Raw genomic sequence first — 13,943 nt, forward strand, 5'->3', positions numbered from 1 at the left:
CCGCCCGGACCGACGGTCGGTCCGGTGACAGGACGAAGGAAGAGAAGCGATGGCGATCGGCACCGTGAAGTGGTTCAACGACGCGAAGGGCTACGGGTTCATCTCGCAGGAGGGCGGGGAGGACGTCTTCGTCCACCACAGCGCCATCGAGATGGACGGGTTTCGCACCCTGAAGGAGGGTGAGCGCGTCGAGTTCGACGTGACCCAGGGCCCCAAGGGGCTTCAGGCAGCCAACGTCCGGAGGCAGTAAGACCGGGCCTCCTGCGACGATCGAGCGGCCTCGGGTCACCGGGGCCGCTCGCGCTTCTGGCGCGGGCCGCGGCAACGAACGAGAAGGGACTGAATGAGCGAGAAGGAAGCCGGCATCGAGGTGCAGGGGACGGTCGAGGAGGCCCTCGCCGGCGGCATGTATCGCGTCAAGGTGGACCAGGGCCCGACCGTGCTCGCGTACGCCTCGGGGAAGATGAAGAAGTTCCACATCCGCATCATCCCGGGCGACCGGGTCAAGCTCGAGCTGTCGCCGTACGACCTCACGCGCGGACGCATCACCTACCGCGACAAGTGACCGGCGCGGCGGCGCCGCGCCGCGCGGTGCCCGATGACGCCCTCCCGACGCAAGCTCTGGCTCGACTGGCAGCGCGGCCTCGCCGTGCTGTTCATGGTCGAGGTGCACGTGCTCGACGCCTGGCTCGCGCCCGACGCGCGCAGCGGCGCCGCGTACCACGCGCTCCGCATGCTCGGCGGCTTCGCCGCCCCCGGCTTCCTGTACATGGCGGGTCTCTCGCAGGCCCTGGCGGACGCCGCCGCCGTGCGGAAGGGGATCGCCCCCGCCGCCCGCCGCGCCTCCGCGGTCCGGCGTGCGCTCTGGCTGCTCGGGGTCGCGTACGGGTTCCGCGCCGTCGAGCTGGTCGTCGGCGGAGCCTGGCGGCGCGAGGGGGGCTGGACGGATCTCCTGCGCGTGGACGTCCTGAACGTCATCGCGGTCGGGCTCCTCCTCTCGGCCCTCCTCTCCGTCGGCAGATCGGCCCGGGTGGGCGCGCTCCTGGCCGGCGCAGCGGCGCTCGCGATCGCGCTGGCCACGCCCGTCGTCGCCGAGGTGCTGCGCCACTACGATCTCCCCTCGGCTGCGGCCGCGGCGGACCCGGCCGCGCGGCAGGCGCCGAGCAGGCTCGTGGACGTCCTCTTCGCGTATCTCTACGGAAGCTGGCCGCGCGCGAACTTTCACCTGTTCAACTGGGCGGGCTTCCTCCTCGCGGGCGCCGCCGCCGCGCCGCTCGCGCGCGGTGACAAGCGGCCGGTGCTCTGGCTCGGGCTCGGCGCGGCGCTCTTCGCGCTCGGGTGGTGGGCGGACCGCTGGGCCCCCGTCTACGCGTACCAGCAGTTCTGGCGGACCTCGCCCTCGTGGTTCGCCATGCGGCTCGCGGTGTGCCTCGCCCTCACCGGCGCGCTCCAGCTCCTGCCGGACGCGGCGGAGCGCGGGCTGGGCTGGCTGACCCTGCTCGGGCGGCAGTCGCTCGTCGGGTACATCGTCTCGGTCGAGCTCACGTACGGCGCGCTCGCGTGGCGGGTGAAGCGCGCGCTCTCCTTCCCCGCGACCGTCTTCGGCATCGTCGCGATGGTCGCGGTCACGTGGGCCATCTCGCTCGCGTGGGAGCGCTACCGGGCCCGGAGACGAACGGGCGGGCAGCGCGGCGCGGGGACGCTCCGCGGCGTGGGCGCCTGATCGGGCCGCGCGCCGCAGGGCGCGAGCCCGTCGCGCGGTGGCGCGCGCCGGGCGGGCGGCGCGTCAGCCCTCGCGGAAGACGATCGGCTCGGACAGCGCTCGGAGCAGGTCCTCGTCCGAGAGCGCGCCCTGCTCGGTCATCTTGTGCAGGATGTCCTCGACCCGCTGCTCCCACGCGTCGCTCGGGCTGCCCCGGGCGCGCATGCCGTGGTAGCGGATCGGGTTCGGGATGATGGAGGCGAGGAACGCGGCCTCCTTCGCGGTGAGCGCGCGGGCGTCCTTGCCGAACCAGTGCTGCGCGGCCGCCCCGATGCCGTACACGCCCGGCCCCCACTCGACGAGGTTCAGGTAGATCTCGAGGAGGCGCGCCTTCGGGACGGTCGCCTCGAGCGCGACCGTGATGGCCGCCTCGCGGATCTTGCGCGCGAGCGTCTTCTCCCGCGAGAGGTAGAGGTTCTTCGCGAGCTGCTGCGTGATGGTCGAGCCGCCCCGGACGACGCGTCCCTCCTCGGCGCCGCGCGCGAACGCGTCGGCCAGCTCGGCGAAGTCGAAGCCGGGGTGGCCGAAGAAGCCCCCGTCCTCGCTCGTGGTGACCGCCCGGATGACGTGCTCGGGGAGGTCCGCGATCGGGACGAAGGTCGGGGTGCGCGGGCCGATCTCGAACGCGCGGCCGCGCTCTCCCTCGCCGTTCACCGGCTGGTAGGGGAAGGGGCGGCGCAGCGCGACGGGCTCTCCCTTGCGCGAGGCCTCGCGCATCCGCGTGAGGTCGAGCCCGGCCCCGACGGTCCAGGCGGCGGGAGCGAGGAGCGGGCCGGAGACGTCGAGGTGCGCGTCGAACGTGCCGCGCGCGCGCGGCGCCTCGGGAGGCGGGGCGAGACCCGGTGGCAGCGCCTCGACGAAGGCGGTCCAGTCGGCGCGATCCGCGTGCAGCGAGGCCGTGAACGGCACCCCCGAGCCGAGCCGGGCCTCGGCCGTCACGCCGACGCGCAGGTCGGCGCCGAGCGAGAGGACGCCGTCCCGGAACGCGACCCGACGCTCCGCTGCGTCCCAGGTGACGGTCCCCTCTGCGCCGAGCCGGAACGGGCCGAGCGGCTCGTCCCCGACCCGCTCGCCGGACGCGAACAGCCGCTCACCCGAGGCGCGCAGCCGTGCCTCGACGTGCGAGAAGCCCTCGTCCGACTCGGCGTCGAGCTCGAGCGCCACGGCGCCGTCGCTCAAGGTCGCGGGGCCGGCGCGCAGCGCGGGCGGGAGGAGCGCCGGCGAGAGGTGTCCGAGCCGGACGTGGGCGCGCCAGCGGTCGTCGGCGGTGGTCTGCGCGGTGACCTGGCCGGTGCCGCCGCCGGGCAGGCGCAGCGCGAGCGTGAACGACGCGCCGGCGGCGTCGCGCGCGCCGCCGAGCTCGGCGTCCACCGGGCCCAGCTCCACCTGACCGCGCTCGAGGGGGAGCACCACGACGAGCCCGCGCACGTGGACGGACGGGAGCGCCGACCGCGCCGAGGGGCGCGGGCGCGGCGCGGCGGGCGGGGCTGGCTCGGCCGTTCCCGGACGCTGCCGCCGCTCGAGGAGCGCGCGGAGCGCGCGCCCGCGCGGACCGACGGAGACCCGGACGCCGGAGAGCGCGATGGAGGCGGGCTCCAGCCGGCCTCGCAGCAGCCCGAGGAGGCTCGGACGCGCGGCGATGCGCTCGATCCGGACGAGCGGCTCGCGCGGGCTCGCGCCGGGGAGGGTGACGGGGCCGAAGGTCGCCCGGAAGAGCGGGTCGATCGCCACGCCGGGCGCGACGGTGACCTCCGTCCCGAGACGCGCGCGCAGCTCCGCGCCGATGCGCTCGCGCAGCCAGCGGTCCACCGCTGGCAGCCGGACGACCCCCTGCACGGTCGCATAGAGGGCGAGCAGCGCGGCGAGCGCCGCGAGGAGCGCGCGCCGTACCCAGACGGGAGGCCGGGCCGGCGACGGCCGCATGTCTCGCTCGGCGCGCATCGGCGCGCGCTGTTTACCGGCCCGCGGCCGGGAGGTCAACCACGGAGCCGGCGGCACGGACGCACGCGAGCGGGAGGAAAAGGAGAGGTGCTCTGTTACATTCTCCCGGGAACTCATGGCCCCGTCCCGCACACGCCTCCGGCGACGCATCCGCCGCGACCGTCTCGGGGTCCGGACGCTCCTCGCCATCGCGCTCTCGCTGGGCGCGAACGCGGGGCTCCTCTGGGCGCTCCTCTCCGCCGGCGCGTTCGCGTTCCGCGCGCCGGGGCCGGCGCGACCCGTGGCGCTCACGCACCTCTCCCAGTCGCAGTGGGACGCGAACCGCGCCATCGGCAACCGCCCTCCGCCGCCTCCCAGCGCGGCCCCCGCGCCGCAAGCGCCTCCCGTGCCGCCCCCGGAGGAGCAGCGCGCGGCGGGCAAGGTGGTCGAGCTCGCCCCGGACGCACCGGGCGAGGACGCGGCGCCCAAGGACAGCCGCTTCCTGTCCGAGCGGAACCGGCGGGTCGAGAAGGAGACGGTCTCGCGCTACGCGGGCAATTCGCAGAACCTGCGGTCGCAGCCGTCCCCTGCGTCGCCGGGGCGCCAGGCGTCGGGCGAGGGCGGCAAGGCGGAGCGAAAGACCGAGGCGAAGGAGGGCGCGCCCGGCCAGCGAGGCACGGGCGCGGATCGCCTGCGCATGCCGCAGCAGGAGCAGAAGCCCGAGCAGGCGCAGGAGAAGCTCGCCCTCGCGCCGAGCGCGGGAGGCGAGACCCCGCTCCATGAGCAGCAGCGGAGGGAGCGCGTCGAGCAGGGGGCGCCCTCGCCTGCGCTGCCGGGCGCGCCGGGGGACGGCTCCGATCGGCTGCAGGGGCCGAAGCGTCCCGACCTGTCGCTCGGGCAGGACACGCTCGCGCGGCTCGCGGGCGGGCCCAACATGGACGGGTTCCGCGAGGCGGAGGAAGGCGACGTCACCGCCCTCAACACCCGCGAGTTCAAGTACGCCACGTTCTTCAACCAGGTGCGCCGCGAGATCGGCGCGGACTGGTACCCGCGCGTGCGCGCCGCCGTTCGCGAGCGCGACCCGGAGTTCAAGCACTTCTTCTACAAGGAGCGGACGGTGGTGGTGAGCGTCACGCTCGATCGCTCCGGCCACGTGACCGATCTGTCCGTGCTCCAGTCGTCCAACGTCGACTTCTTCGACCGCGTCGCGATGGCCTCCGTGCGGCAGGCCCAGCCGTTCCCGAACCCGCCCGGCGGGTTGTTCGGCTCCGAGCCGACCACCCGCGTCCCGTTCACCTTCACGCTCTACCCGTCCGATCGGCGGCCGTTCGTGATGTGGGAGCGCCCGGAGCAGTGACCGGGCGTCCGCCTGGCCGCGCACGCGCGCGGGCGAGGAGCGGTCGCACGCGCCGGCGGGGTCGGGCAGGAATGGCGACGCCGCCGTGTTCCCACGGCGCGTGGACACCTCAGCGAACCGCAGCGCTGCGCGCGTTGCGCACGAGCGTCCGGTGCGGCGCGCCCTCGTCGCGCTCGTCGCGTCGGTGGCCCTGAACGCGGCGGTCTTCGCCGCCATCCACTCCGCGGGCGCGTTCGCGCTCTCCCGCCGCGCGGAGGCCGTCGCCCGGGTCGGGCTGGCCGCGGTGTCCGCAGCGCGCTGGCGCGCGAACCGGCTCGTGTCCGCGGAGCGCGCTCAGCCCACGCCCCTCGAGCCCGCTCGCCGCCCGCCGTCGGCGGTGGACGAGCGCCCCGACCCCCGCGGCGAGGTCGTCGCGGCGCCCCCGTCCGCGGATCGGCGCGCGCCAGAGCGCTGGCGGTTCCTCTCCGACCACGACGGCAGCGCGCCGCGCGACGTGCAGTCTCGCGAGGCGGGGAAGCGGCGCTGGGACACCCCGCTCGCGCGGCCCACCCCGGGCCCGGAGGGCGCCCAGGGGATCCCACGGAACGGAGAGGGCGGCAGCGCCGAGACGCCCGTGCCCGGCCGCGAGGGCTCCGCGGACGCGGGCGAGGCGGTCGCGCGCGCGCGGGCGGCGCTCGCGCCTGCGCCCGCCGGAGAAGCTCCCTCGGGTTCCGCCGCCTCTGCAGCCCGCGAGGCCGCCCCCGCGGCGGCGGCCGGGGAGGGTGGCGCGCGCAGCACAGGACCCTACGACCCGCGCCTGCTGCCGACCGCGTCCACGTTCGAGCGGCTCGCCGGCGGACCGGGCGAACGGCTCCACGACGTGGAGGAGGGCGACGCGACGGGGCTCAACACCCGCCGGTTCCGCTTCGCGGAGTTCTTCCTGCGCGTGAAACGTGCGATCGCGCGCGAGTGGGACCCGAACCGGACCTGGGACGCGCGCGACCCCGCCTCGCAGCGGTACGGCCGGCGGACCCGCGGCACGACGGTGGACATCGTGCTCGAGCCGGCGGGCGGCGTCCGCGACGTGCGCCTCGTGGCGAGCTCTGGCCTCGACTTCTACGATCGCGAGGTCGTGCGCGCGATCCGCGCCGCCTCGCCCTTCCCGAACCCGCCGCGAGCGCTCGTCGGCGCCGACGGGCGGATCCTGCTCGCCCGGTGGCGCTTCGAGCTCGCCTGGGACGACGCGCGGCCGAGGTTCGCCCTGCCGGACGCACCTCGGCCCTGAGGGCGGCCGCTCGCCCGGGCGCCCGTCATGTCACCGACGCGCCATGTTCCTGAGCGGCGGATGCGGTATATCCCCCCGATGGATCAGCCGCAGCGCGTCAAGATGGAAGGCGTCAAGAACGTCGTGCTCATCGCGCACGACAGCCGGAAGGACGATCTCCTCGAGTGGGTGAAGTACAACCGCGAGGTGCTGAAGGAGCACCGGCTGTTCGCGACCGGCACGACGGGCGGCCTGGTGCAGGCCGCGACGGATCTCCGGATCACGCGCTTCAAGAGCGGGCCGCTCGGGGGCGACCAGCAGGTCGGCGCCAAGATCGCCGACGGCGAGCTCGACGTGCTCATCTTCTTCTGGGATCCGCTCGAGCCGCAGCCCCACGATCCGGACGTGAAGGCGCTCCTGCGCATCGCCGTGCTCTACAACATCCCCACCGCCTGCAACCGGTCGACGGCCGACTTCATCGTCGCCTCCGAGCTGTTCCACGGTGAGTACGACCGGATCGTCGAGGATCACGCCGCGGTCCGCGAGGCGTACCTGCGCTCGCGCGCGGCCCGCGGTTACTGAGCGCGGGCGGGGCACCCCGGGCCGAGGCCGCGGGGTGCCGGCCCGCCGTCACTCCACCTTCATCCCGGGGCGCCACCGCAGGATCGGCTTGCGGGCGGCGCGCGTCTCGTCGAGCCGGGCGCGGAAGGGCCGGGTCGGCGCCGCCTTCACCGCCTCGGGATCCGCCTGCGCCTCCTCGGCGATCGCCTTCATCGCGGTGCAGAAGCGCTCGAGCGTCTCCTTCGACTCGGTCTCCGTCGGCTCGATCATGAGCGCGCCGGAGACGACGAGCGGGAAGTAGACCGTGGGCGGATGGAAGCCGTGGTCGATGAGCCGCTTCGCGACGTCCATCGTCGTGACGCCGTGAACCTTCTGCAGCTTGTCGTCGAAGACCACCTCGTGGAGCGAGTCCGTCTCGTAGGGGAGGTTGTAGGTGCCCTGCAGGAGCTTGCGGACGTAGTTGGCGTTCAGCACCGCGAGCTTCCCGGTCTCGGCGACGCCCTCCGGGCCGTACTCGCGGATGAGGGCCCAGGCGCGGACGAACATCCCGAAGTTGCCCCAGAACTCGCGGAGCTTCCCGATCGTCTGCGGCCGCTCCTTCGGCTCGACGAGGAGGCGGTACCGCTCGCCCTCCTTCACGACGACGGGCAGGGGAAGGAAGGGCGCGAGCTTCGCCTTGACCGCGACGGGCCCGGAGCCCGGGCCGCCCCCGCCGTGCGGCGTCGCGAACGTCTTGTGCAGGTTGTACTGCATGACGTCGAAGCCCATGTCGCCCGGGCGCGCGACGCCGAGCAGCGCGTTCATGTTCGCGCCGTCGCCGTACACCAGGCCGCCCTTGGCGTGCACGATCTCGGCGATCTCCGCGATGTTGCTCTCGAAGATCCCGAGCGTGTTGGGGTTCGTGATCATGATCGCGGCGACGTCCTCGTCCATCGCCGCCGCGACCGTCTCCGGGTGGAGCCGGCCGTCCGCGCCCGACGCGAGCTGCACGACGTCGTAGCCGTTCAGCGCCGAGGAGGCCGGGTTCGTCCCGTGCGCGGTGTCGGGGATGAGCACCTTCTTGCGCGGGTTGCCGTGCGCCTGGTGGTAGGCGCGGATGAGCATGAGCCCGCACAGCTCGCCCTGGGCCCCGGCCGCGGGGACGAGCGTCGTCTGGTCGAAGCCGGCGATCTCCGAGAGCGCCCGCTCGAGCCGGTACATGAGCTCGAGCGCCCCCTGCGCGAGCTCCGCGGGCGCGAGCGGATGCACGTTGGCGAAGCCCGGCAGGCGCGCGAGCGCCTCGCTCGACCTCGGGTTGTACTTCATGGTGCAGGAGCCGAGCGGGTAGAAGCCGGTGTCGATCCCGTGGTTCCAGGAGGACATCCGCGTGAAGTGGCGGACCACCTCGAGCTCGGAGACCTCCGGCATGCCCTCGACGCCGTCGCGCAGCAGCGCGGCCGGGAGCTCGCGGGCCGGGTCGAAGTCGCCGCCCGCAGCGGGCAGCGACACGCCGCTCCGGCCGGTCGAGCCGCGCTCGAACAGGAGCTGCTCCTCGTGCACGAGCCCGCGCGTCGCGCCGCCCGCGCCGACCTCCGCGTGCGCCGTCGCCGTCACCTTCGCGTCCTTCTCCATGCTGGGCTTCCAGCCGGTGGGGTTTCCCATGGCTATCCCTTCACCGCCTGCGCGAAGAGCTCGATGAGCTCGGGGGTGTGCAGCTCGGTCGCGACGCAGAGGAGCGCGCCCTTGGCCCCGCGGAGCTCCGGGTACCAGCGCGCGAGCGGCGCGCCGGCGGCGATGCCGCGCTTCGCGAGGCGCGCCACCACCGCCTCGGCGTCCCCGACGTCGAAGGCCAGCTCGTTGAACGACGGCGCGGAGAACACCGGGGAGATCCCGGCGCGCCCGAGCGCGTCCTTCAGCAGCCGCGCGCGCGTGAAGTTGAGCCGCGCGAGCTCGGTGAGGCCCTTCTTGCCGAGGAGCGACAGGTGGATCGTCGCGGCGAGGGCGCTGAGGCCGGAGTTCGTGCAGATGTTGGAGGTCGCCTTCTCCCGCCGGATGTGCTGCTCGCGCGTGGAGAGGGTGAGGACGAAGCCGCGGCGGCCGTGCTTGTCCACCGTCGCGCCGCAGACGCGGCCCGGCATCTGCCGGACGAACTGCTCGCGCAGCGCGAAGAAGCCCGGCGCAGGGCCGCCGAAGGCGAGCGGGTTGCCGAAGCTCTGGAAGGTCCCCACCGCGACGTCGGCGCCGAGCGCGCCCGGCGCCTGGAGGAGGCCCAGCGCGACCGCCTCGGCGGTCACGGAGATGGTGAGCGCGCCGGCCCGCTTCGCGATGGCGGCGGCCTCCGGGAGCGCGTCCACGACGCCGAGGAAGCTCGGGTAGCCCACGATGACGGCGGCGGTCCCGCCGTCCACCGCCTTCTCGAGCGCGGCGAGGTCGGTCCGTCCGTCCGGGCCGAACGGCACGGTCGCGATCTCGTCGCCCGTGGACCGCAGGTAGGTCGCGAGGACCTTGCGGTACTCGGGGTGGACCGCGGCCGAGACCACGATCTTGCTGCGCCCCGTCACCCGCGTGGCCATGAGGGCCGCCTCGGCCATCGCGGTCGCGCCGTCGTACATGGAGGCGTTCGAGACGTCCATGCCGGTGAGGAGGCACACGAACGTCTGCCACTCGAAGAGCGCCTGCAGCGTGCCCTGCGAGACCTCCGGCTGGTACGGCGTGTAGGCGGTGAAGAACTCGCCGCGGAGCAGGAGCTGGTCGACGACCGGCGGGACGTGGTGCGGGTAGCAGCCGGCGCCGACGAACGGCGGGTGCGCGGTGTCGTTGCGCGCGGCGAGCGCGCGGAGCTCGGAGAAGAGCGTGACCTCGTCCGCCGCGGGCGGCAGGTCGAGCGGGCGGGAGAGGCGCAGCCGCTCCGGGATCGAGCGGAACAGGGCGTCGAGGCTCTCCGCCCCGATGGCGTCGAGCATCGCCCGGACGTCCTCGGGCGTGTGCGGGTGGTAGCGCAAGGCGCGGACTCCTGTGGCGCGCGCGAACCCGTCCCGGGACGGCCGCCCGCGAATGTCTCGGTGACGACGCCCGCCGGGCGGCGGACGCCTACTCCTGCTCCTCGACGAACGCGCGGTACGCCTTCGCGTCCATGAGCGCCTCGAGCTCCTTCGGATCGGAGGGCTCGACGACGATCATCCAGCCCTCCTCGTACGGATCGTCGTTGATCGTCTCGGGCGCGTCGGCCAGCGGGTCGTTGACCTCGACGACCTTGCCGGAGAGCGGGGCGAAGAGCTCGGAGACGGCCTTGGTCGACTCGACGACCCCGAACGACTCCCCCTTCTTCACCGTGTCCCCGACGTCGGGCAGCTCCACGAACACGACGTCGCCGAGCTGATCCTGGGCGAAGTCGGTGATCCCGATGACGACCTGCGTGCCCTTCGTCCGGGCCCACTCGTGCTCGCGCGTGTACTTCAGGGTGTCGGGGATTTCCATGGCGTCCCTCTCCTCGGTCACTTCCGCGTGTAGAACGGCGTCTTCACGACCTTCGCCGCGGCGGCGCGGCCGCGGATCTCGACGCCGAAGGTCGAGCCCTCCGCGGCGAGCGCCGGCGGGACGTAGGCGAGGCCGATCGAGGTCTTGAGCGACGGGCTCTTCGTCCCGCTCGTCACCTCGCCGACCTTCCGCCCGTCCTGCACCACCGGATACCCGTGGCGCGCGATCCCCGCGTCGGTCAGCACGAAGCCGACGAGCTTCCGCGCGAGGCCCTGCTCCTTCTGGCGGACGAGCGCGTCGCGCCCGATGAACTCGCCCTTGTCGAGCTTCACCACCCAGCCCAGGCCGGCCTCGAGCGGCGTCGTGCCGTCGTCCATGTCCGAGCCGTAGAGCCGGTAGGCCATCTCGAGCCGGAGCGAGTCGCGCGCGCCGAGGCCGCACGGCTGGATGCCCTCGGCCTGGCCTGCGTCGAGGAGCGCGTCCCACAGGCGCGGCGCGGCGGCGGGGGGGCAGAAGAGCTCGAAGCCGTCCTCGCCGGTGTAGCCCGTGCGCGCGACGAGGCAGGGCACGCCCGCGACCTCGCCCCGGGCGAAGCGGTAGGAGCGGATGGGCATGAGATCGAGCGGCGTGAGCCGCTGGAGGAGCTGCGCGGCGCGCGGCCCCTGCAGCGCGAGCTGGGCCCAGTCGTCGGACTCGTTCTTCACGTCCGCTCCGCCCGGGTGGCCGGACAGCCAGTCGAAGTCCTTCTGCCGGTTGCCCGCGTTCACGCACACGAGCAGGTCGTCGGCCGCGCGGCGGTACACGACCACGTCGTCGACGATCCCGCCGGACTCGCGGCAGAGGCAGCCGTACTGCGCCTGGCCGTCCGCGACCTTCGAGAGGTCGTTCGTGAAGAGCCGGTTCAGCGCCTCGAGGGCGCGCGGGCCGCGGAACACGACCTCGCCCATGTGCGACACGTCGAACAGGCCGACGCGCGTGCGGACCGCCTCGTGCTCCTCCAGGATGCCGGCGTACTGGACGGGCATCTCCCAGCCGGCGAAGTCCACCATCCGCGCGCCGGAACGGACATGCGTTTCGAAGAGGGGCGTTCGCTGGGCCATGGGGCGCCTCGGGGACCGGAAGGGCGGGCGGATTCTATCGGGGTCGACTGTCGGGTCAAGCGCGCCGGGACCGGCGGAAGATCTCGCGGGGACGCGCCCTTGGACTACCGCTCCCGCGAAGGGTCCGCAAGGCAGGAATGGCGGAGGCGCCCCGCGCCCCCCGGAACGGGCGCGCTCGCGGCGCTCGCACTCGAGGCGTATCAGGGGCAGGCGACGGGCTCGCAGCGTCCCGCGCCCACGGCCGCGCAGCAGTAGAGCGGTGCGCCGCCGTCGTCCTCGAAGCGGTAGCGCCAGCCCGCCCGCGCGACCTCGAGCACGCCGAACCCCCACCGCACCGACGCGAAGATCACCTCGGTGCCCGGGACCGACGCGGTGTCGAACCGCTCCGACGGGCGGCCCCGCGCTCCGTTCCCCGAGACGAGCACGTCGAGGCCGCTCGGCGCGCGGAGGTGCTGGAGATCGTGATCGTGCCCGGCGAGGAAGGCGCGGACGCGTCCCCCGCCCGCGGCGAGGAGCCGGTCCATCCGCGCGAGGTAGTCGGGCGTCGCGTCGGTGCGGTGCCCGCCGGCGGCGACCGGCGGGTGGTGGCCGACGAGGAAGCACCAGGGCTTGTCGCAGCCGCCGGGCTCCGCGTCGCAGGCGTCGGCCCGGCAGCCGGGCGCCTCCTCGCGCACGAAGGCGACCTCGTCGTCGAGCGCGAACCCGCCGTACGCGCCCTTCACGAGGTTCGTGTCGACCACGAGGAAGCGGGCCGCGCCGCGATCGAGCGCGTAGTGCCGCGCCGGCATCTGCCAGAGCGGCGACCGGTGCGCGACCTCGAGGCAGGCCTTGAGCCGACCCTCGGCGACGGGGTCCCCGCCCTGGCTGCAGCTCCCGCCGGACGCCACGTCGTGGTTGCCGAGCGCGAGGTAGACCTCCGCCGCCGGCGTGCCGGCGAGGGTCGAGAGCGGCCCCTCGTGGCGAGCGAACCCGGGGTCCGCGGGCGCCGCGAAGCCGGGGGCGAGGGTGTTGCCGTCGGCGCCGAAGGCGCAGGCGGACGCCCCGGGCACGGTCGTGCTCGGGCCGCACGGGTAGACGTCGTCGCCCGGGAAGAGGGCGAGCGCGAAGGGCGACCTCCGGTGGGCCGAGGACACGGCGCGGGCGACCTCGCGCTGCTGGTCGGTCCCGTCCCCGAAGTCGGCGAGGTGGAGGACGCGCAGGAACGGTCCGGCGAGCTCGGGGGCGGGCCCCGGCCGGCGCGCGCGCTCGGAGCGGACGGTGAACGTCGGGCTCGATCCGCAGCCGCCGGCCGCGAGCGTGAGCGCGACGAGCGCCGCGGCGAGCCGGGCCCGGATCACCGCGCGCGCGCCCTCGCGAGGTCGATCGTGTTGACGAGCAGCATGGCGCGGGTCATCGGCCCGACGCCGCCCGGCACGGGCGTGATCGCGGAGGCGCGCCGCGCGGCCCCCGCGTACTCCACGTCGCCCACGAGCCGCCCGTCCTCGAGCCGGTTCATGCCGACGTCGATCACGACCGCGCCCTCGCGGACCCAGTCACCCCGGACGAGCTCGGCCTTGCCGATGGCCGCGACGAGGATGTCGGCGCGGGCGACCTCGCCGGCGAGATCCTGCGTGCGCGAGTGGGCGATCGTCACCGTGGCGTGCTTCTCGAGCAGCATCGCGGCCATGGGCTTGCCGACGATGTTGGAGCGGCCGACGACGAGGGCGCGCTTGCCCTTCGGGTCCACCTTGGCCTCCTCGAGGAGCCGCATCACGCCGGCGGGGGTGCACGGGCGCGGCGTGCCGGGGATGCCGATCGAGAGCGCGCCGACGTTGAACGGGTGGAAGCCGTCCGCGTCCTTGCGGGGATCGATCGCGTCGAGGACGGTGCGCTCGTCGAGGTGCTTGGGGAGGGGGAGCTGGACCAGGATGCCGTGGATGGTCGGGTCGGCGTTGAGCCGGCCGACGAGCGCGAGCAGGTCGGCCTGCGACGTCGTGGCGGGGAGGTGGTGCTCCACGGAGCGGATCCCGACCTCCTCGCAGTCCTTGCGCTTTCCGCGCACGTAGATGGCGGAGGCGGGGTCTTCGCCGACCCGCACCACCGCGAGGCCGGGGGCGATCCCGACCGCCACGAGCGCGCGAACCGCCTCCGCGACCTCACTCCGCACCTTCGCCGCGATGAGCTTACCGTCGATGATCATAGGGCTCGGCAGTATAGCGAAGGCCGCCGGGAGCGGCGCCCCCATCCTGGCCGCTTGGCGCGGAGCCCGGCCCGCCCCACCGTCAGGGTCATCCCTCGGTCCGCTCGCACGCCGCCCCGGAGGCCGACCATGGCCCTGTATCGCTTCCTCTTCGCTCCGGCGCTCCTCGCCCTCGCCGTGCTGGCCGGCCCCGGCCGCGAGCAGGGGCCCGTGACCCAGGCCGAGCCGCCGCGCGTCGTCGCGCCCGAGCGCGCCGCGGCGGCGCCCGCGCCGCAGGCCCAGGGATCGCTCTCGCGCGCCGTCGCGAAGCACGCGCCGCGAAACCCCGCGCGGCCGGCGCGGCGCTGATCGCGCACGGGGCGAAC

The 13,943-nt window shown here is 74.5% G+C and carries 14 protein-coding genes; 7 read left to right on the plus strand and 7 right to left on the minus strand.

All coding sequences use genetic code 11. The features are described 5' to 3' along the window. Positions 1-49: 49 nt before the first annotated feature. From MLV88_RS08030 to MLV88_RS08040, 3 genes are all read left to right on the plus strand, one after another. Positions 50-250 (plus strand): cold-shock protein, encoded by a 201-nt coding sequence (locus tag MLV88_RS08030; protein WP_242336545.1) that lies wholly within the window; start codon positions 50-52, stop codon positions 248-250. Positions 251-343: 93 nt separating this feature from the next. Further along, positions 344-565 carry a translation initiation factor IF-1 gene (infA, locus tag MLV88_RS08035; protein WP_012097326.1) on the plus strand — a complete coding sequence of 74 codons (222 nt, stop codon included), beginning with the start codon at positions 344-346 and terminating at the stop codon, positions 563-565. A gap of 33 nt (positions 566-598) precedes the next feature. Next, the gene (locus tag MLV88_RS08040; RefSeq protein ID WP_242336542.1) at positions 599-1,723 is read left to right on the plus strand and encodes a heparan-alpha-glucosaminide N-acetyltransferase domain-containing protein; all 1,125 of its coding nucleotides are present in this window, start codon (positions 599-601) and stop codon (positions 1,721-1,723) included. Between the two features lie 63 nt (positions 1,724-1,786). Here the strand turns inward: MLV88_RS08040 and MLV88_RS08045 are convergent, their stop codons facing one another. Further along, positions 1,787-3,703, minus strand: coding sequence for a transglycosylase domain-containing protein (locus tag MLV88_RS08045; RefSeq protein WP_243337267.1), 1,917 nt, complete (start codon positions 3,701-3,703; stop codon positions 1,787-1,789). A 115-nt stretch (positions 3,704-3,818) separates the two neighbouring features. Between MLV88_RS08045 and MLV88_RS08050 the strand changes: the two genes are divergently transcribed. From MLV88_RS08050 to MLV88_RS08060, 3 genes are all read left to right on the plus strand, one after another. Then, positions 3,819-5,039 (plus strand): energy transducer TonB family protein, encoded by a 1,221-nt coding sequence (locus MLV88_RS08050; RefSeq protein WP_242336537.1) that lies wholly within the window; start codon positions 3,819-3,821, stop codon positions 5,037-5,039. A gap of 151 nt (positions 5,040-5,190) precedes the next feature. Then, positions 5,191-6,303, plus strand: coding sequence for a TonB family protein (locus tag MLV88_RS24530; RefSeq protein ID WP_242360468.1), 1,113 nt, complete (start codon positions 5,191-5,193; stop codon positions 6,301-6,303). Between the two features lie 78 nt (positions 6,304-6,381). Then, positions 6,382-6,864 carry a methylglyoxal synthase gene (locus MLV88_RS08060; protein ID WP_242336531.1) on the plus strand — a complete coding sequence of 161 codons (483 nt, stop codon included), beginning with the start codon at positions 6,382-6,384 and terminating at the stop codon, positions 6,862-6,864. Between the two features lie 48 nt (positions 6,865-6,912). Here the strand turns inward: MLV88_RS08060 and gcvPB are convergent, their stop codons facing one another. The 6 genes from gcvPB to folD form a co-directional block, all read right to left on the minus strand. Further along, positions 6,913-8,484 (minus strand): aminomethyl-transferring glycine dehydrogenase subunit GcvPB, encoded by a 1,572-nt coding sequence (gcvPB, locus tag MLV88_RS08065; RefSeq protein WP_242336528.1) that lies wholly within the window; start codon positions 8,482-8,484, stop codon positions 6,913-6,915. 2 nt (positions 8,485-8,486) lie between these two features. Further along, the gene (gcvPA, locus tag MLV88_RS08070; protein ID WP_242360469.1) at positions 8,487-9,824 is read right to left on the minus strand and encodes an aminomethyl-transferring glycine dehydrogenase subunit GcvPA; all 1,338 of its coding nucleotides are present in this window, start codon (positions 9,822-9,824) and stop codon (positions 8,487-8,489) included. Between the two features lie 88 nt (positions 9,825-9,912). Further along, complete coding sequence (gene gcvH / locus MLV88_RS08075) at positions 9,913-10,299, minus strand: glycine cleavage system protein GcvH (RefSeq protein ID WP_242336522.1); 387 nt, start codon at positions 10,297-10,299, stop codon at positions 9,913-9,915. A gap of 17 nt (positions 10,300-10,316) precedes the next feature. Further along, on the minus strand, positions 10,317-11,399 hold the full coding sequence (gcvT, locus tag MLV88_RS08080) for a glycine cleavage system aminomethyltransferase GcvT (protein ID WP_243337270.1): 1,083 nt from the start codon (positions 11,397-11,399) through the stop codon (positions 10,317-10,319). A gap of 200 nt (positions 11,400-11,599) precedes the next feature. After that, complete coding sequence (locus MLV88_RS08085; RefSeq protein WP_242336516.1) at positions 11,600-12,736, minus strand: metallophosphoesterase; 1,137 nt, start codon at positions 12,734-12,736, stop codon at positions 11,600-11,602. Beyond that, positions 12,733-13,578: a bifunctional methylenetetrahydrofolate dehydrogenase/methenyltetrahydrofolate cyclohydrolase FolD gene (gene folD, locus MLV88_RS08090; RefSeq protein WP_242336513.1), complete on the minus strand. Its 846-nt coding sequence runs from the start codon at positions 13,576-13,578 to the stop codon at positions 12,733-12,735. The genes MLV88_RS08085 and folD overlap by 4 nt, the downstream gene beginning before the upstream one ends. Positions 13,579-13,707: 129 nt before the next feature. On the opposite strand from folD, the gene MLV88_RS08095 reads away from it, so the two are divergent. Then, a complete protein-coding gene (locus tag MLV88_RS08095) occupies positions 13,708-13,926 on the plus strand; it encodes a hypothetical protein (RefSeq protein ID WP_242336510.1) in 219 nt (72 codons plus the stop codon). The last annotated feature ends 17 nt before the right edge of the window (positions 13,927-13,943 follow it).

The organism is Anaeromyxobacter soli, assembly GCF_022808855.1.
GTDB classification, from domain to species: Bacteria; Myxococcota; Myxococcia; order Myxococcales; family Anaeromyxobacteraceae; genus Anaeromyxobacter; species Anaeromyxobacter soli.